A 17695-nucleotide genomic window follows, 5' to 3' on the forward strand; every position below is an offset into this window, starting at 1 on the left:
CGGGGTGAATGCCGCGGTTGCTTCACTACTCGGACATCGAGAACGTCTACGACGACCCCGAGCGCGCGGGCCGTCTCGCAGGCTTGCTCTACTCGCTCGACGGACCGGACTCGCTCGTCGTCGGCAGTGGCGACAACACCTCTCCAGGGGTTCTGGCGCTGGTCTCGAAGGGACGGCAGGCGCTCGACTTCTTCCGCGCCGTCGACAGCGACGTGGAGACGTTCGGCAACCACGACTTCGACTACGGACCCGACGCGACCCGCGAACTGGTCGCCGACGCCCCGCAGACGTGGGTGAGCACGAACGTCCGCGACGAGGCGGGCGACCGATTCGGCCGCGACGAGGGCGTCGTCCCGTGGACCGTCGAGTCCGTCGGCGGTGACGACGTCGGCTTCTTCGGCGTCACCGACCCGGCAACTGACTCGCTGAACCCGCAGGCCGCCGAATTGGCGTTCACGGACCCGTACGAGGCGGCCGAACGCGCCGTCTCCGAACTCCGCGCCGAGGGCGTCGACTACGTCGTCGCGGTGTCGCACCTCGGCGCAGGCGACGACGAACTTGCCCGGCGGGTGGACGTCGACGCGGTTCTCGGCGGCCACGTCCACTCCGAGCGGGTCGAACGCGTCGACGAGACGCTGCTGCTCCGACCGGGCGTCAACGGCCGGACGGTGCTCGAACTGACGCTCGACGACGGCACGCGCGCCGACCGACACGACCCGAACGAGAGCGACGCGCCCGTCGACGAGTCGCTGGTAGCGGCGCTCCGGGGTCGCCTCGCCGAGTCCGGACTTGACACTGTGGTCGCGCGGGCGGAGACGCCGCTGCGACGGTCCGAGGAGGTGGTCTTCGGCGGCGAGTGCGCCATCGGCAACTTCGTCGCTGACGCGTATCGCTGGGCCGCCGACACGGACGTGGGTCTCCAGAACAGCGGCGGCATCCGGAACGGGCCGCCGCTGTCGGGCGAGGTGACCGTCGCGGACCTCGTGAGCGTCGTCCCCTTCGCCGAACCGGTCGTCGTCGCCGAACTGACGGGCGAGGAGTTGCTGACCGCGTTCCGGCAGGCGTCCGGCGGAATCGTCGACTTCGGCGAACCACACTGGTGGCATGGCCACCTCAGCGGCGCGACGGTCCGGTGGGACGACGAACGGGAGGAACTGCTCTCGGCGTGCGTCGGCGGCGAACCCGTCGACCCGGAGCGACTGTACCGCGTCGCGACGGCGGAGTACCTGCTCCACGGCGACCACGAGTTCCCGGTCATCGAGGAGCGTCACCGCGCGGGCGAGTTCGGCATCCAGCACGAGATACTGGCGGAGTACGCCCGCGAGGTCGGCCTCTCGGCGAGCGTCGAAGGGCGGATTCGGCGACCGGCGAGCGACTGAGACCGGCGAGTGACGAAACGCCGACCGTGCGCGCGGTCGGGGCAGTGGGCGAGGGACTCGGTTTCCGGAATATATTGCGACGCGGATAGAAATATTCACACCCGCGAACACTGACTGTCCTGTAATGACGTTGGTTGTCGTCCCGGTTCGGTATCCGCTGACCAGCCACTCGAAGGCGACGCTTGGCGAGGCGATTCGCATCGCCGACGAGCGAGACGCTGAGTTGACCGTCCTCCACGTGAACCTCTACCAGAACAACGACAACGTCACTCGCACGGAACTGAAACGGGCCACGTAGGCCACGTTCGGACGCGTCCCCCGTGCGCGGTACGTCATCCGTCGCGGCTTTCTGGTTGAGGAGACAATTCTCGAAGAGGTCGCGGCCGAAGACGCGGACATCGTCGTCATCGGGTCGAAACAGGCCGGGCGCTGGCGGCGGATGCTTCGAAAGTTCCTCGACGACCCGGACATCGAGTCGTACCTCCGCGAGAAACTCGACTGCACGGTCATCACCGTCCGGGCCGACGGCGAAACGAGTACGATAAACGGGTGAGCGGTCGGCTACACCGGCGTCCTTCTCTCAAATACCGAGCGTCGCGCGGAGCATGTCGCGGGTGCCGGGACCGAGACCCACCGCGAGCGCGGCGATGAGAAGCAGCATCGCGTAGCGCGGACTCTCCTCGAATATCTCCGGTTCGAAGATCCAGATGATGAAGACGGCGGCGGCGAGTTTCACCAGCAAGAACGGCCACGCGTCGCCGGTCACCGCGAGTACCGACGCCGGAAGGACGGCGGCGGTGATGTCGACGATACCGGCGTTCACCGGGTGTTTGGGGACGAGGTTCGGTCCCGCGCCGAGCGCCGTCATCCAATCGAGACCGACGACGTTGGCGACGCCGTCGAGCGCGTGCCCCCAGAGGAGCAGCAATCCGACGTAGACGGTTCCGGCGTTGAGTTCGGGTTTGTACGTCTCGATGAGCCACCACGTGACGGCGGTGACGACGGTGGTCAACATCAGCATCACGGTGATGACCTGCGGGTAGAAGGTGACGTACTCCGTCGCCGCCGCGAGATAACCCAGATACGCGAGCGTCGTCGCGAGGACGAGCGCTCCGATCGCCGCCAGCGGCCGGTAGAACTCGTCGAACACGCCGCGCCGCGAGAGCATCACCGTGACGACGACGGCGGCGAGCGTGACGAAGAAGACGGTGAAGTAGATGAACGGGCTGATGATGAGCGCGCTCCACGGGAACGGAATCGCGGGGTCGACGCCCGCGCGCATCGCCGCGATACCGGCGTCCTCGACGACGCGCAGCGCCCCGCCAAACAGCATGAACGGGAAGAGCGCGTAGAAGAACTTGCGACTCGTGCCGATGTTCAGGCGGCGAAGCAGGAGGACGACGCCGCCGAGCATGAGCAACAGGGTGACGACGTACCCGGCCTCCGAGACGAGCGTGTACCCGGGATACGCGACGAAGCCCGTCGCGGACTGACACGCCCCGGCGCTGTCGAGCAGCGACGTCGTGCCGCCGGAGCGGACGGCGCACACCGCCCCTTCGCCGTCGGCGACGACCGGGCCCCAGAAGTAGCGCCAGAGGAAACCATCGTAGACGATGCGGGGGAAAGCGAGAGACCCGCCGACGAGCGCGACGAGGAGGGCGGCCATCGTCGCGAGCCACGTGCGCTCGGGGTCCGCCTCCACGCGTTCTGCGACCGTTGCCATACCCGAACTCCCGGAGTGGCGGATGTTGAGGGTTCCGGTCTGTCGCGTCTCCGACGCCCGAGCGGGAGATGGAACGGACGGTGAAGGCTGGGCGGATGCCGGAAGCGCGAACTCAGACTGGCAGCCCCGCCCGCTCGTACTCGGTGCCGAGGATGACCATCGTCTGCGAGCGCGAGAAGCCGTCCATCGCCGCGATGTGGTCGAACATCAGTTCGCGCAGACCCTCGGTGTCGGGGGCGAAGACGCGGAGCATCACGTCCCACTCGCCGGTCGTCAGGTAGATCTCCTTGACGGCGTCGAGTTCCTCGAGGCGTTCGAGCGCCTCCGCCTCGTGGCCCTGTTCGACGCGGAGACCGACCAGCGCGGACGTGCCGTAGCCGACCGCCTTCGGGTCGACTTTGGCGTGGTAGCCCTCGATGACGCCGGCGTTCTCCATCCGTCCGACGCGGTCGTGGACGGTCGCACTCGACATGTCGATTCGACGTGCGATTTCGCTGAACGGGGTGCGGGCGTCCTCCTGAAGTATGCGGAGAATCGACCGGTCCGTCTCGTCGAGTTCCATGCGCGCATCTCGCAGTCCGGCGACTTTTGCCTACCGAATGGCGCAAATCGGCGACGGGCGCGCCGTGTGACAGCCGTGCCGTGCGACGGCCACGCGGAGGGAGTCGTCTGCTCTTGGTCGTTCGTCGACCGAGCGCACCGAACGATCGTCGGTTTCGTCTGTCTCGTCAGTATCGCCCGCTTTTTTTCGCGCGGACGCTGAAGACGGGTCCGATGACCGACCTCCCCCCGGACGTGCACGACGTGTTGACTCAGTTGCTTGACGAGACGCGCGAACGCGTGCAAGCGGGGGACTCGGAGACGGCGCACGAACTCGTCAAGACGGGTGCGGCGGTGACGAAGAACGAGGTTCCGAGCGGGACGCTCAGAGCGCGTCTGCTCCACGGATGGGTGGAACTGCCGCCGCTGGTCGACCACGACCCCGCGGTGGCGACGGAGTACCTGCGGTCGATGCGGAGACTTCTCGACGACGGAGAGCCGGAGTGAGGCTCAGACGTACGGGAGATGCGGTGCTCCGCGTCTCGGTGTGAAAGAAAGCGAGAATCACAAATTGGACTCGGACGGGAGACGTTTTCGTCCGCCCTAACGGTTCGTCCAACTCTCGTCGGTTTCGCGAACGCCGCTTTCGCGTCGTCCGTTACTTGACCTTCTTCCGACCTCGTACGGTCGAATGCGGGCGGGGTCGGTTCTCCTGCGACGCGTTGACCTCGATTTCCTCTTACGGATTTCTCGGTGTTTACGTCTAACCGCGTCCGGTATGAGCGGGTGCGGTCGTCCGGTGTGTCCTTGCGACCCTCGCACACTGTGGTATGCTACCTATACACATGAATCTTTTCTCAGGAGTGGAGATACGTTCGCGTCCGCTGCCGAGCGTTGACGGGCCTGCCATTGCCGCCGTCGCCACGGAGGTTCATGTACCGTCCCGACGTATCGGGCGTCGATGGCCGACTACCCGCTGAAACAGCGGTTCGTTCTCGACACGTCGCTGTTCCTCGCCGACGAGATTCGCGAGGGCGACGAGACGATGGAGAAGGCGCTCGTCCGACTGCTCGACACGCTGGCGCTCGCGAAACTGCGGCTCAACATCTCCTGTTACATGCCGCCGTCGGTCCACAACGAACTGATGGCCGTGCTCCGGAACCGCGGCGTCGGCGAGGAGACGACGGCCCAACTCAACACCTGGGTTATCCGTAAACACCCCTCCCGGTTCGAGGTGATGATTCCGGCCGAAATCGTCTCGCGGTTCATGCGCGAGATGAGTTCGCGCGTCGACGGCGGCCTGCGCGTCGCCGAGGATGCCGTCCGAGAAGCCGCCGAGGCGGGCGTCGCCGACGACGCCATCTCGAACCTCCGCCGCAACTACCGGCAGACGCTCCGGCGCGGCGTCGTTGACTCGCAGGAGGATTTAGACCTGCTGGTACTCGCGCGCGAACTCGACGCGGGCGTCGTCACAGAGGACACCGGTATCATCGACTGGGCGGAGGATTTCGGCCTGCGGTACCTCCGCGGACGCGACTTCCCGGCGCTCCTCGACGCGTACCTCGACGCGAGTTTCGAGGCCTGAGCGGACCGATTCGGCCATTTCCACTAATTAACTCATTTCCGAAATAGAGTAGTTTTATAGCCGATGACGTAGAACGCGTTCCTATGCGCCCAGAAACTGCCGCTCGACAACTGAAGTACCTCGCCGACACGCGCTTCGAGGAGGACAGTGCCAGCCACTGGGAGGAGTACGCGTACAACGACGTGTTCGAGTACGTCTACGAGAACGGCAGGCGACAGGATATGACTGAGTTGGTCACTCGCATCTGCGACGAGATGGACGACGGCTGCCGACCGACCGCCGACGACGCGCAGATGTTCGCTGACACGCTCGTCACCGAAGGCGGACGCCCGCTGACGGACGGCGGAAAGTAACGTAGCGCCGAGAGCTGTCGGCGACGACGAGGCAGTAGCGTTCCCGCTTTTTCGGTCCTCAGATGTCGAGTAGTGACGTCGCTCAGGAGTTAGCTTCGGTGAGTGAGTTGTTGCGAGGGAAGAGCGCTCCAAGAGCGGTCTTCCCGCACTACGTCCGGTGAGGACGACAGTGCGAGGGGAGGGATTTGAACCCACGGACCTCTACAGGAGCGGATCTTGAGTCCGCCGCCGTTTCCAGGCTTGGCTACCCTCGCACGCAGTTTTCGGTGGTACCTCGGAACGCTAAAACGTTCCGGAAGCCATGGCGTAATCCTGTCTGCGACGTTCGAGTACACGACCAGCGCGGCCGAAACAGCTACCTCCCCACCGTAACCACCCGAACCCGTGACGACGACTTCGGCGGACGTGCGTGATCGAATCGACGCCGCACTCGACTCGTTCGAAGCGGAATACGAAGTTTCGGTCGTCCTCGCGGTCGCTCGCGGGAGCCACGCGTGGGGGCTCGCCTCGCCGGAGAGCGACTACGACGTGGGCGTCGTCTACGCACCCGACGACCTCCGGACGGGCTTTCACCTCTCTGCGCCGCGCGACACCGTCGGGCGGACGTTCGATCCGGATATCGAGGTGAGAGGGTGGAACGCGACGAAGTTCGCGAAACTCCTCTCGCAGTCGAACGACGGAGCCGTCGACGCGCTCCGGAGTCCAATTCGGTACCGCGAGCGGTTCGACGCCGACGCGCTCCGCGAGTACGTCGAGGAGACGTATAACCCGGCCGCTCTATACCACTGTTATCGCGGTATCGCGAAGTCGAACTACCGGAAGTATCTCTCGCGGCATCTCGTCGACAACGAGAAGCAACTGTACCCAATCCAGGAGCGGACGGCCGACGAGTATGTCGTCCGCAGTCGCGTCAGCGGAAAGCGTTTCTCGGTTCCGCGTCGCCTCGTCGACTCCGGAGAGTCGGTGCGGGTTTCGGTCGAACTCGTCGAATCTGGACCGACGGCCGAAACAGCGGGAGCGTCCCCCGAGTTCGTCGAGCGGACGTTCCGGTCGACGAAGACCAGACGGACGGTGAAACGAAACCTCTCGGTGCTCGCCGCGGTGATGAACGCCCGGTACCTCCTCGCGACGGGCGAAGCGGGGGAACACGAACTCCCGCACGTCGACTTCTCAACGTTCCTCGCCGAACAAGCGCCGAACGTCTTCGACGACGAGTTGCTCGCGCTCGCCGACGAACTCGTCGAACGTAAACGGCGAGGCGACAACAGCGACATCGGCGACCGAATCGGCTACGAGACGGCGACGCTCCCCGAAGAACTCGACTACGAGACGCACGCACGGCCCGGTCCGGCGAACACGAGGTTGGATGAGTTCGTAGACGAGATGTTGGCCGCGCGACGAAGTCGTCGCGGCGCGGAGTAACTACCCTCGGAGGCGAACCACCGATGCAGTTACCCCTCTCGGCGCGGACCCTCCCAGTATGGACGAGCACACCCGCGATCCGAGCGTGGCTCCGCCGCTCGGCGACCCGACCGGGTGGCGCGCGGACAACCGGTGGGAACACGCTACGCTCCGCCGCGCCGTCGAACACGGCGTCCGACTGTTCAACGCCGGCGCGTTCCACGAGAGCCACGACTGCTTCGAGGACGAGTGGTACAACTACGGTAGCGGCACGACCGAGAGCGCCTTCCTCCACGGGATGGTGCAGGTTGCCGCGGGCGCCTACAAGCACTTCGACTTTGAGGACGACGCCGGGATGCGCTCGCTGTTTCGGACCGCGCTCCAGTATCTCCAGGGCGTTCCGGACGACTTCTACGGCGTTGATTTGCTGGAGATTCGTGGGACGATGCGGTCGGCGCTGGAGGACCCGACCGCCCTAGAGGGGTTTCGAATCAGCATCGACGACCACCAACCCACTGCCTACGAAGCCGACTACGAGTACGCGGAGCGCCTCGATTGAGCGTCCGTCTCTGGGCCACTGGCGTCGGCTCGGTGACAGCTCTTCGGCGAATTCTAAAACGATATGACTATCCCCATCTTTGACCACGTAATGCGGGTTCATCAGCTAGGTGACGGAACACCTGAAGTCGCCGTTGTCGCCGGAATTCACGGCGACGAACCGTGCGGTCCTCTCGCAGTCGAACGGCTCCTCGCCGAGGCACCGACCGTTGAACGCCCCGTCAAACTCGTCATCGCCAACGAGGAGGCGCTCGAACGCGGCGTCCGCTACCTTGACGACGACCTGAACCGCTCGTTTCCGGGAGCGGCCGACGCCGAGAGCCACGAGCGCCGACTCGCTTACGATCTCGTACGGGAACTCCGCGACTGCACGGTGTTGGCCCTGCACTCCACGCAGTCGACGCCTCGGCCGTTCGCCGTCGTCGATGCGGTCGACGCTGTCGCGCGCGCCGTCTGTCCCCACCTCCCCGTCGACGTGCTCGTCGAGACCGACGGCTTCGTCGAGGGTCGACTCATCGACCACGCCCACACCGTCGAAGTCGAGTGCGGGCTGCAGGGGAGCGACGAGGCCGTCGAGAACGCTTACGATCTGATTCGAGGCTTTCTCGCGGCGACGGGCGTGCTCACCGCCCCCGAGAGCACCGACCGCCTCGACGCGGGCCTCAGCGACGAGGTGACCGTCTTCCGACTCGCCGACAAGATACCGAAACCGCCCGCAGGCGAGTACGAAGTGTTCGCGACGAACTTCGAGTTGGTCAAGGCGGGCGACCGCTTCGCCGTCTACGACGGCGAGGACGTCGCCGCGGAAGTCGACTTCTACCCGGTGCTCCTCTCGCCGTACGGCTACCCCGACCTGTTCGGCTACGCTGCCGAGAAGGTCGGCACGCTGGAGTAAGGGAAAAAACGACAGAGGGGAGACGAGAGACGACCAGACACCGACGTGCCGGAAATCGACTCAGTTCTCCTTCGGTTCCAACTCGACGAGCGTCAGCGACCGGTTCAGGTGACAGTAGTCGTGCGGCGGGTCGCCGACGATGGACTGAATTCGGTACTCCTCGTTGAACTCTGCCCCGTCGGGTTCGCAAAACTCGTGGCTCGGACACTCGGTGTGCGGGCACGGCCCCTGCAGGCGGGTTTTGCTCCCGGCGTACGCGCCCTTCGAGGGGACGTTCGCGGGGACGGACGCGGGTTCGACTTCAACGGCACGGACGCCAGCGTCGTGGACGGCGCATTCGAGCGTCTGAGTGTTCTCGCGGACGTCGAGGACGCGGTAGCGCGTCCCCTCCGAGAGGTTCAGACACTGCTTCCGGTACGGACAGCCCTCGCAGGCGGCGGACTCGCCCCCGTATACGAACTCTTGACCCGGTTCCGCCAGGCGAGTCCCGATGAGCGTGACGGTAGACATGAGCGAGGGTTTGACGGCCGCGGTGTTAAGCCTCGCGTCCACGAGGCGGGCTGTCGCGAGTATTCGTGACCGTCTCGGCGGCGGATTAGTCGCTCCGACCGGTGAGTTCGTCGAGTCTGTCGAAGTACGTCTCGCGCGGCACCTGATACAGCGAGCGGTACTCAACCTCGCCGTCGGCGAACCGCCTCGCGCACTCGACAGCGCCGTCGACGGCGGCCGCTCGGGAGTCGTACTCGGTCGTCTCGGCCTCGATTTCGGGTTCCAAAAGGAGCGTCACGTGCCAGGTGTCGGTCTCTATCTGCGAGGCTCCGGGCCGTCGTCTCCGAGAGCCGTTGCTGAGAAACACGGTCGGCATACACGGGGCGGGGAACTGCTGGCTGTCGAACACGTCCGGCCGGTAGGCGAGAATCGCCCGGCCGTCGGGTTCGTCGTTCCAGACGGTCCACCCGTCGGGGAGCGCGTCGAAGCTCATACGCGGTTCTCGGTCGTCCGTAGGTTAAGGCGTCTCGGTCGTCACCGCGGGGACGGCCGCCGCACTCAGATCGCTCACGACGCAGGGGGATCGGCCGTCGCAGCGGGGGCGCCGCGGCGCCCTCGCCGCTCGATTTTACCTCTCGAAACCGTGCGGAAGTACATAAATCTCTCAAGTGATAGGTTCGGTGAACGTCTCTCACCCCCGCCTCGTCTGCTTGTTTTTCCGTTCCATTTTCGTGAACGGACCCGAAATTGGGAAAAGACTTATGTATGCTACTGACTCACACTCTAAATAGTCTCGGACAACTCCGAGGTGAATGCAGTCAACCCCTCCACGCACCGCTCGCCGAACGAGAGCCGTTCTGTGTTGCCTGCTGTCGCCGATACCGTCGTCGTGCGCAACGGAGAGGTATGTCAAAATATGCCACGGACGAACGACCCCCGGCTACGACCGCCACGCCACCCGACGCGAGCGACGCGTCACCGGCTTGGCGAGTCGGACGCGGTGGTCGCCCGACGGGGTCTCAGTCCACGGCGAACACCCGTCCGCAGACTACACGAGACTCCGTCAGTGATACAATGAACGGTGATATCGAAACCCTCGAAGACCTGAGCCAGCACTACCAGGATTCCGTGCCAGCGGACCTCCGTGAGGCGAATTCGTTCGACTGGTATCTGCGCGAAGTGTACGACGACCCGCGCATCGCTCGCAACGCCCACCAGCGCGTTGCCGACATGTTCGACTACTACGGCACCGAGTACGACGAAGACGCCGGTGTCGTCGAGTACCTCATGGCGTCGGAAGACCCGCTCCACGACGGCGAGAACATCTTCTACGGCCGCGAGGTCCACGAGTCTATCCACGAGTTCGTCAACAAAGTCAAAAGCGGCGCTCGCGGACTCGGTCCCGAAAAGCGCATCAAACTCCTCCTCGGTCCCGTCGGGTCCGGGAAGTCGCACTTCGACCTGATGGTCCGACGCTACTTCGAGGACTACACGCTGCGCGACGAAGGCCGGATGTACACGTTCCGATGGACGAACCTCTGCGACGTCATCCGCGACCAGGACCCCGCCGACGACACGGTCCAGTCGCCGATGAATCAAGACCCCAGCGTGTTGCTCCCGCAGGAACAGCGCGACAGAGTCATCGAGCGGCTGAACGAGAACCTCGACGCCCCGTACACCATTCGCAACGAGCAGTCGCTGGACCCCGCCAGCGAGTTCTACATGGACAAACTGCTGGCGCACTACGACGACGACCTCCAATCGGTTTTAGAGAACCACGTCGAGATCATCCGACTCGTCGCCAGCGAGAACAAGCGGCAGTGCATCGAGACGTTCGAACCGAAGGACAAGAAGAATCAGGACGAGACCGAGCTGACGGGCGACGTCAACTACTCGAAACTCGCCGTCTACGGCGAGTCCGACCCCCGCGCGTTCGACTACTCGGGGGCGTTCTGTAACGCTAATCGAGGACTGTTCTCCGGTGAGGAGCTGTTGAAACTCCAGCGGGAGTTCCTCTACGACTTCCTGCACGCCAGCCAGGAACAGACGATCAAGCCGAAGAACAACCCGCGAATCGACATCGACCAGGTCATCGTCGGCCGGACCAACATGCCCGAGTACCGCGACAAGAAGGGCGACGAGAAGATGGAGGCGTTCAACGACCGGACGAAGCGCATCGACTTCCCATACGTCCTCGAGTACACGCAGGAGGCCGAAATCTACCGGAAGATGCTGCGGAACGCCGACGTGCCTGACATGCACATCGAACCGCACGCGATGGAGATGGCGGGGCTGTTCGGCGTCTTGACGCGCATCACCGAACCCGACGGCGAGCGCATCTCGCTTACCCAGAAGGCGAAAGCGTACAACGGCGAAATAGACGACGGCGACGACGTGGACGTGAAGAAACTCCGCGAGGAGGGCGAGTCGAAAGCCGACATCGCGGAAGGGATGGAGGGCGTCTCCGCGCGCTTCATCGGTGACGAGATCGCCGAGGCCATCATGGACGCGACGCACCGTGGCCGCGACTACCTCAGCCCGCTCTCGATCTTCACGCACTTCGAGGAGAACCTCGAAAACCACGGCTCCATCCCCGAGGAGAACGTTGAGCGCTACCACCGCTACCTGGAGATGGTGCGCGACGAGTACAAAGAGCGCGCCATCGAGGACGTGCGCCACGCGCTCGCCTACGACCTTGACGAGATTCAGCGGCAGGGCGAGAAGTACATGGACCACGTGATGGCGTACATCGACGACGCCACCGTCCGCGACGAACTGACGGGCCGCGAGCAGGATCCCGACGAGAAGTTCCTCCGCTCCGTCGAGGAGAAACTGGAGATTCCGAGCGACCGCAAGGACGACTTCCGCCAGGAAGTGAGCAACTGGGTCTCGCGCCGCGCCCGCGAGGGCACGTCGTTCAATCCGCAGGACAACGACCGACTCCGCCGCGCGCTCGAGCGCAAACTGTGGGAGGACAAGAAACACAACATCAACTTCTCCGCACTGGTGTCGGCCAACGAACTAGACGACGACGAGCGCAACGCCTGGATAGACGCGCTCGAAGAACAGGGGTACTCGCGCGAGGGGGCGCGTGAAGTGCTCGAATTCGCCGGCGCGGAGGTGGCCAAAGCCGAACTTGAGACGTAAACCCATGCGCGAAGATTACATCCGCGCCGCCGACGCCGAGTTGCGCGGCGCATACGAGGCGCCGATGAGCCTCGAAGCGTACGTCGACGCGGCGTTCGAGTCGCCCTCCATCGCCTCGCACGCCTCGAAGTACCTTCTGGAGGCCATCGAGTCGATGGGGACGCGAACCGTCGTCGAGGAGGGCGAGGAGCGCCAGCGCTACCGCTTCTTCGACGACCCCCACAACGAGGGCGAACACGCAATCCTCGGCAACACCGAGGTGCTCAACGGCTTCGTCGCCGACCTCCGAACCATCGCCGCCGAACGCGGTAAGAGTGAGAAGATTCTCTGGTTCGACGGGCCGACGGCGACCGGTAAATCCGAACTGAAGCGCTGTCTCATCAACGGGCTTCGGGAGTACTCGAAAACCCCGGAGGGGCGGCGCTACACCGTCGAGTGGAACATCTCGACGGCCTCCGACACTCGGGGGCTGAGCTACGGTGGCGACGGCGGCGAGAACGAGGACAACTGGTACGAGAGTCCGGTGCAGGTCCACCCGCTGACGGTGTTCCCGCCGGACGTGCGCAGAGCCTTGCTCGCAGACCTCAACGACTCCTCGGGAGACCACATTCCGACGGTCGTCGACGAGGAACTCGACCCCTTCTCGCGGGAGGCGTACTCCTACCTCGAAGAGCAGTACCGCCGCAACGGGAAGACGGATCTGTTCTCGGCGGTGGCCGACACGCGCCACCTCAGAGTGAAGAACTACGTCGTCGACGTGGGCCGCGGTATCGGCGTGTTGCACTCCGAGGACGACGGCAGTCCGAAGGAGCGACTCGTCGGCAGTTGGATGCCGGGGATGCTCCGCGAACTCGACTCGCGAGGCAGAAAGAACCCGCAGGCGTTCAGCTACGACGGCGTTCTCTCCCAGGGCAACGGCCTCCTAACTATCGTCGAGGACGCCACACAGCACTCCGATCTGCTGCAGAAGCTACTGAACGTCCCCGACGAGGGGCGCGTGAAGTTGGACAAAGGAATCGGGATGGACCTCGACACCCAGTTGCTCATCATCTCCAATCCCGATCTGGGCGTCGAACTCGACAAGTTCGCCGACCGAAACGGGCGCGACCCGCTGAAGGCGTTGAAGCGCCGACTCGACAAACAAGAGTTCCGCTACCTGACGAACCTGAGCCTCGAAAGTCAGCTCATCCACCGGGAACTGACGAACGAGACGGCGGTGTGGGAGGAGGTCGACTACGCCGACCTCGAAGCGCGCATTCGCAAACCGGTGACCGTGTCGGTGCGCGACGAGGGCGGCATCGTCGTCGAGCGGGAACTCGCGCCGCATGCCGTCGAGGCGGCGGCGCTCTACAGCGTCGTCACGCGTCTCGACGGCGAAGATCTCCCCTCGGGACTGACGCTGGTCGACAAGGCGCTGCTGTTCGACCGGGGCTACCTACAGGAAGGAGACGAGCGACGGACCATCGACGACTTCGAGTTCGACCGCGACGGCGAGGAGGGGACCCACGGCATCCCCGTGACGTACACCCGAGACATCGTTGCGGACCTGCTCCAACACGAGAGCGAGCGAGCGCACGCCGAACTCCCCGTCGAACGGGTCGTCATGCCCGACGACGTGCTCGACGCGATGGCCGAGGGACTCCGCGCCGCGCCAGTGTTTTCGCGCGGCGAATCCGCCGAGTACGAGTCGCGACTGGCTGGTGTCAAAGGCTACATCTTCGACCAGCAGGAACGAGACGTGCTCGACGCGATTCTCGCGGAGAAACACGTCGAACAGGAGACGGTCACCGAGTACGTCGAGCACGTCTACGCGTGGGCGGGCGACGAGGAGATAGAGACCGAACGCGGTCCCGTCGAAGCCGACGCGCTGTTGATGAAGCTGTTCGAGACCGAACACCTCGGCCGGTTCGACGACAGCGCGTACGCGGGCAACGAGCCGTCGCCGCAGGTGGCGCGGTTCCGCCGCGAGAAGGTCATCTCGGCACTGAACCGCTACGCGTGGGAGAACCGCGACGAAGGGTTCGCCGTCCACAAGGTCGACTTCACCGATATTCCGGTCATCCGCACGGTGCTGGAGAACCACGAGTGGAGCGACGTGAAGCGACTGTTCGAGGACTTCGAACCCCGCCAGTGGGAGGACCCGCCGGCGAACACCGAGACAGCGCGGCTGAAGGAGAAGACCATCGAACGGATGACGAAGGCAGGCTACTCGGCGGCCAGCGCCGAGTTGACCAGTAGAAAAGTGATGCGAGAGGTGAGCTACAGATGGGACTGAGAGACGACCTCGAACGGTTCCGCGAAGTGGGCGAGGAGCGAAGAGAGGACCTCGAGGAGTTCATCAGCTACGGTGATCTCGGCGGGTCGGGGGCGAACAGCATCAACATCCCCATCAAGGTGGTAGACCTCCCGGAGTTCGCCTACGACGTCCGCGACCGCGGCGGCGTCGGACAGGGGCAGGGCGGCACGCCCGACGTGGGCCAACCCGTCGGCCCACCGCAACCCGGCGACGGCGACGAGGAGGGCGACCCCGGTGAGGAGGGCGCCGACCACGAGTACTACCAGATGGACCCCGAGGAGTTCGCCGAGGAACTCGACGAGCAACTCGGACTGGATCTCGAACCCAAAGGCAAGGAGGTCATCGAGGAGATAGAGGGCGACTTCACCGACGTTACCCGGACCGGCCCGAACAGCACGCTCGACTTCGAGCGCCTGTTCAAGGAGGGGTTGAAGCGAAAGCTCTCGATGGATTTCGACGAGGAGTACGTCAGAGAGGCGCTGAAAGTCGAAGGAAAGAACGCCGAAGACGTGTTCCGGTGGGCCAGAGAGCAGCACATCCTCGTCTCGTGGGCGTGGGTCGCCGACGCCTACGACGACATCCCCGAGGACGAGCGCGGCAAGTGGTCGAGTTTCGAGGAGATGGACGAGAACGTCGAGCAGACGACCACCTTGCAGCGGATTCGACGCGACGGTCTTCGCGAGGTGCCGTTCCGCCGCGAGGACGAACGCTACCGCCACCCCGAGATAATCGAGAAGAAGGAGAAGAACGTCGTCGTCGTCAACATCCGCGACGTGTCGGGGTCGATGCGCGAGAAGAAGCGTGAACTCGTCGAGCGGACGTTCACGCCGCTGGACTGGTATCTGACCGGCAAGTACGACAACGCCGAGTTCGTCTACATTGCCCACGACGCCGAGGCGTGGCAGGTCGAGCGCGAGGAATTCTTCGGCATCCGCTCGGGCGGCGGCACAAAGATTTCCTCCGCCTACGAACTTGCGGCGGCGATCCTCGAAGAGGAGTACCCGTGGCACGAGTGGAACCGCTACGTGTTCGCGGCGGGCGACAGCGAGAACTCCTCGAACGACACGACCGAGAACGTCGTGCCGCTGATGGAGGATATTCCGGCGAACCTCCACGCGTACGTCGAGACGCAACCCGGCGGCAACGCCATCAACGCGACGCACGCCGAGGAGGTCGAACGGGCGCTCGGCGACGCCGGAAATGTCGTCGTCGCGCGCGTCTCGCGCCCCGAGGACGTGATAGACGCCATCTACGACATCCTGAGCACGGAGGACGACGACCAATGAGACCGAACCGACTGACCGCACGCAAAGCAGCGAGCAAGCTCGAAGAGCCGACGCGCGAGGCTCGCCGCCTCGCGCGGAAGCTCGGCCTCGAACCGTATCCGGTGAACTACTGGGTCGTCAGCTACGACGAGATGAACGCGCTCATCGCCTACGGCGGCTTCCAGACCCGCTACCCGCACTGGCGCTGGGGGATGACGTACGACCGCCAGCAGAAACAAGACCAGTTCGGGATGGGCAAGGCGTTCGAGATCGTCAACAACGACAACCCGAGCCACGCCTTCCTCCAGGAGTCGAACACGTTGGCCGACCAGAAGGCGGTCATCACCCACGTCGAAGCCCACGCCGACTTCTTCGCCAACAACAGTTGGTTCAGGCTGTTCGGCGGCGACCTCGACGCGGCGGCGATGCTCGAACGCCACTCTGAGGCCATCGCGAACTACATGGAGAACCCCGAAATCGACCGCGCGGAGGTCGAGAAGTTCATCGACGCGGTGCTCTGTCTGGAGGACACCATCGACCAGCACCGCCCGTTCGGCGAGGCGGCCGACCCCCGCGAGCGGACGACGCCGGAAGATCTCCGGGAGCGACTGGAGGGGATGAACATCTCCGACGAGGTTCGGAGACAGGTGTTCGACGACGAGTGGCTCGACGCCTTCGCGGAGGCCGAGGAGGCCGCCGCCGACCTCACCGACCCGCAGAAAGACGTCCTCGGCTACCTCCAGCAACACGGGATGCAGTACGACGAGGAGGAGGGCAGAGCCGCCGAGATGGAGCCGTGGCAGCGCGACGTGCTCGACATGCTCCGGACGGAGGCGTACTATTTCGCCCCCCAGAAGATGACGAAGGTGATGAACGAGGGGTGGGCCGCCTACTGGGAGTCGCTGATGATGGGCGAGGAGCGCTTCGCGGGCGAGAACGAGTTCCTGCTGTACGCCGACCACCAGGCGAAGGTGCTCGGCTCGCCGGGGCTGAACCCGTACAAGTTGGGCAAGGAGCTGTGGGAGTACATCGAGAACACGACGAACCGCCGCGAGGTAGCCGACAAACTCCTGCGCGTCAAGGGCATCTCGTGGCGCAACTTCCACGAAGTCGTCGACTTCGACGAGGTCCAAGAGCTGTTGAAACCGGAACCCGCACTCGACGGCATCCGCCCGGACACGCTGGACGAAGTCGTCGCGCTCGGCGACGACCCGCGCGTCGAGGCCGACGCGCTCGACCGCGCGGTGTCGGAGTACGCGGACAACGAACTCGACGAGGAGGCGCGCACCGTCGATGTCGAGAAGTACCCGTGGAAGGTGCTCACCTACGAGGGACTCGCCGAGCGCCACTTCTCGCTCGTCAAACCCCAGAACAGAGGGTTCCTCGGTCGAGTCCGACGCTCCGAACTCGAACAGCTCTCACGCTACATGTTCGACGACGAGCAGTACGCGACGGTCGAGGAGGCGCTCGCGGACCTCGACTACGCCGCTGGGTGGAACCGGATGCGCGAGATTCGCGAGAGCCACAACGACGTGACGTTCCTCGACGCGTTCCTCACCCAGGAGTTCGTCACGAACAACCACTACTTCACCTACGAGTTCACCCGCGCCAGCGGCGACTTCCGCGTGACGAGCACCGACTACCAGGACGTGAAGAAGAAACTGCTGCTGCAGTTCACGAACTTCGGTAAGCCGACCGTCGCCGTCTACGACGGCAACTACGGTAACCGAAACGAACTGCTTCTGGGCCACCAGTACAACGGCATCATGCTCGATCTGGAGCAGGCCAAGCAGGTACTGAAACGGACGTACGACCTCTGGGGTCGCCCCGTCAACCTGATGACCATCGTCAAGGAGTACGACGACCACGACGTGGAGGTGGCCCGACGGCGCAACCGCGAACCGACGCCCGTCGAGACGGGTATCCGCGTCCGCTACGACGGCGAGACGTTCGAGCACCACGACCTCGAACCGGAACTCGAAGAGCGAATCGCCGCCAGCGACATAGACTACGACACGAAGCCCGAAGAGTGGCTCTCGTGAGCGCACTCTTCGGCGAATAGCT

General features: G+C 64.6%; 15 protein-coding genes, 1 tRNA gene and 1 pseudogene. 12 read left to right on the plus strand and 5 right to left on the minus strand.

The window, feature by feature from the left end; all coding sequences use genetic code 11:
- Window positions 1–8 precede the first annotated feature (8 nt).
- Window positions 9–1379 (plus strand): bifunctional metallophosphatase/5'-nucleotidase, encoded by a 1371-nt coding sequence (locus LAQ58_RS03690; protein WP_224449276.1) that lies wholly within the window; start codon window positions 9–11, stop codon window positions 1377–1379.
- 124 nt (window positions 1380–1503) lie between these two features.
- Window positions 1504–1932: pseudogene (locus LAQ58_RS03695) on the plus strand (universal stress protein).
- Between the two features lie 27 nt (window positions 1933–1959).
- Here the strand turns inward: LAQ58_RS03695 and LAQ58_RS03700 are convergent.
- Both LAQ58_RS03700 and LAQ58_RS03705 read right to left on the minus strand, forming a co-directional pair.
- Window positions 1960–3102, minus strand: a complete 1143-nt coding sequence (locus tag LAQ58_RS03700) for a DUF63 family protein (protein WP_224449277.1) — start codon at window positions 3100–3102, stop codon at window positions 1960–1962.
- Window positions 3103–3214: 112 nt separating this feature from the next.
- Window positions 3215–3664, minus strand: coding sequence for an Lrp/AsnC family transcriptional regulator (locus LAQ58_RS03705; protein ID WP_224449278.1), 450 nt, complete (start codon window positions 3662–3664; stop codon window positions 3215–3217).
- A gap of 212 nt (window positions 3665–3876) precedes the next feature.
- On the opposite strand from LAQ58_RS03705, the gene LAQ58_RS03710 reads away from it, so the two are divergent.
- The 3 genes from LAQ58_RS03710 (at window position 3877) to LAQ58_RS03720 (ending at window position 5580) form a co-directional block, all read left to right on the plus strand.
- Window positions 3877–4149, plus strand: coding sequence for a DUF8101 family protein (locus LAQ58_RS03710; protein ID WP_224449279.1), 273 nt, complete (start codon window positions 3877–3879; stop codon window positions 4147–4149).
- 454 nt (window positions 4150–4603) lie between these two features.
- Window positions 4604–5227, plus strand: a complete 624-nt coding sequence (locus LAQ58_RS03715) for an RNA ligase partner protein (RefSeq protein WP_224449280.1) — start codon at window positions 4604–4606, stop codon at window positions 5225–5227.
- An 83-nt stretch (window positions 5228–5310) separates the two neighbouring features.
- Complete coding sequence (locus LAQ58_RS03720; protein WP_224449281.1) at window positions 5311–5580, plus strand: hypothetical protein; 270 nt, start codon at window positions 5311–5313, stop codon at window positions 5578–5580.
- A 170-nt stretch (window positions 5581–5750) separates the two neighbouring features.
- Here LAQ58_RS03720 and LAQ58_RS03725 read toward each other — a convergent pair.
- Window positions 5751–5834, minus strand: a tRNA-Leu gene (locus tag LAQ58_RS03725).
- Window positions 5835–5964: 130 nt separating this feature from the next.
- Here LAQ58_RS03725 and LAQ58_RS03730 point away from each other — a divergent pair.
- From LAQ58_RS03730 to LAQ58_RS03740, 3 genes are all read left to right on the plus strand, one after another.
- Window positions 5965–7002 carry a nucleotidyltransferase domain-containing protein gene (locus tag LAQ58_RS03730; protein WP_224449282.1) on the plus strand — a complete coding sequence of 346 codons (1038 nt, stop codon included), beginning with the start codon at window positions 5965–5967 and terminating at the stop codon, window positions 7000–7002.
- Window positions 7003–7060: 58 nt separating this feature from the next.
- Window positions 7061–7540, plus strand: coding sequence for a DUF309 domain-containing protein (locus LAQ58_RS03735; RefSeq protein ID WP_224449283.1), 480 nt, complete (start codon window positions 7061–7063; stop codon window positions 7538–7540).
- A 90-nt stretch (window positions 7541–7630) separates the two neighbouring features.
- A complete protein-coding gene (locus LAQ58_RS03740) occupies window positions 7631–8434 on the plus strand; it encodes a M14 family metallopeptidase (RefSeq protein WP_224449284.1) in 804 nt (267 codons plus the stop codon).
- A gap of 60 nt (window positions 8435–8494) precedes the next feature.
- Here the strand turns inward: LAQ58_RS03740 and LAQ58_RS03745 are convergent, their stop codons facing one another.
- Together LAQ58_RS03745 and LAQ58_RS03750 are read right to left on the minus strand one after the other, a co-directional pair.
- Window positions 8495–8944 (minus strand): UPF0179 family protein, encoded by a 450-nt coding sequence (locus tag LAQ58_RS03745; protein ID WP_224449285.1) that lies wholly within the window; start codon window positions 8942–8944, stop codon window positions 8495–8497.
- 85 nt (window positions 8945–9029) lie between these two features.
- A complete protein-coding gene (locus LAQ58_RS03750) occupies window positions 9030–9416 on the minus strand; it encodes a DUF5820 family protein (protein WP_224449286.1) in 387 nt (128 codons plus the stop codon).
- 581 nt (window positions 9417–9997) lie between these two features.
- On the opposite strand from LAQ58_RS03750, the gene LAQ58_RS03755 reads away from it, so the two are divergent.
- From LAQ58_RS03755 to LAQ58_RS03770, 4 genes are read left to right on the plus strand one after another with little or no spacing between them, the layout of a single operon-like run.
- The gene (locus LAQ58_RS03755; protein ID WP_224449287.1) at window positions 9998–12070 is read left to right on the plus strand and encodes a PrkA family serine protein kinase; all 2073 of its coding nucleotides are present in this window, start codon (window positions 9998–10000) and stop codon (window positions 12068–12070) included.
- A gap of 4 nt (window positions 12071–12074) precedes the next feature.
- A complete protein-coding gene (locus LAQ58_RS03760) occupies window positions 12075–14345 on the plus strand; it encodes a PrkA family serine protein kinase (protein ID WP_224449288.1) in 2271 nt (756 codons plus the stop codon).
- Window positions 14336–15652 carry a YeaH/YhbH family protein gene (locus LAQ58_RS03765; protein WP_224449289.1) on the plus strand — a complete coding sequence of 439 codons (1317 nt, stop codon included), beginning with the start codon at window positions 14336–14338 and terminating at the stop codon, window positions 15650–15652. Before LAQ58_RS03760 ends, LAQ58_RS03765 begins: the two co-directional genes overlap by 10 nt.
- On the plus strand, window positions 15649–17673 hold the full coding sequence (locus tag LAQ58_RS03770; protein ID WP_224449290.1) for a SpoVR family protein: 2025 nt from the start codon (window positions 15649–15651) through the stop codon (window positions 17671–17673). The genes LAQ58_RS03765 and LAQ58_RS03770 overlap by 4 nt, the downstream gene beginning before the upstream one ends.
- Window positions 17674–17695 lie beyond the last annotated feature (22 nt).

Source organism: Haloprofundus salilacus, assembly GCF_020150815.1.
In the GTDB taxonomy this organism is placed as follows: domain Archaea; phylum Halobacteriota; class Halobacteria; order Halobacteriales; family Haloferacaceae; genus Haloprofundus; species Haloprofundus salilacus.

Coding starts and splice junctions, on each gene's coding strand:
- LAQ58_RS03745 (WP_224449285.1), bottom strand. CDS start 8,944: ATGTCTACCGTCACGCTCATCGGGACTCGCCTGGCGGAACCGGGTCAA.
- LAQ58_RS03750 (WP_224449286.1), bottom strand. CDS start 9,416: ATGAGCTTCGACGCGCTCCCCGACGGGTGGACCGTCTGGAACGACGAA.
- LAQ58_RS03700 (WP_224449277.1), bottom strand. CDS start 3,102: ATGGCAACGGTCGCAGAACGCGTGGAGGCGGACCCCGAGCGCACGTGG.
- LAQ58_RS03690 (WP_224449276.1), top strand. CDS start 9: ATGCCGCGGTTGCTTCACTACTCGGACATCGAGAACGTCTACGACGAC.
- LAQ58_RS03705 (WP_224449278.1), bottom strand. CDS start 3,664: ATGGAACTCGACGAGACGGACCGGTCGATTCTCCGCATACTTCAGGAG.
- LAQ58_RS03720 (WP_224449281.1), top strand. CDS start 5,311: ATGCGCCCAGAAACTGCCGCTCGACAACTGAAGTACCTCGCCGACACG.
- LAQ58_RS03765 (WP_224449289.1), top strand. CDS start 14,336: ATGGGACTGAGAGACGACCTCGAACGGTTCCGCGAAGTGGGCGAGGAG.
- LAQ58_RS03735 (WP_224449283.1), top strand. CDS start 7,061: ATGGACGAGCACACCCGCGATCCGAGCGTGGCTCCGCCGCTCGGCGAC.
- LAQ58_RS03770 (WP_224449290.1), top strand. CDS start 15,649: ATGAGACCGAACCGACTGACCGCACGCAAAGCAGCGAGCAAGCTCGAA.
- LAQ58_RS03755 (WP_224449287.1), top strand. CDS start 9,998: ATGAACGGTGATATCGAAACCCTCGAAGACCTGAGCCAGCACTACCAG.
- LAQ58_RS03740 (WP_224449284.1), top strand. CDS start 7,631: ATGCGGGTTCATCAGCTAGGTGACGGAACACCTGAAGTCGCCGTTGTC.
- LAQ58_RS03760 (WP_224449288.1), top strand. CDS start 12,075: ATGCGCGAAGATTACATCCGCGCCGCCGACGCCGAGTTGCGCGGCGCA.
- LAQ58_RS03715 (WP_224449280.1), top strand. CDS start 4,604: ATGGCCGACTACCCGCTGAAACAGCGGTTCGTTCTCGACACGTCGCTG.
- LAQ58_RS03710 (WP_224449279.1), top strand. CDS start 3,877: ATGACCGACCTCCCCCCGGACGTGCACGACGTGTTGACTCAGTTGCTT.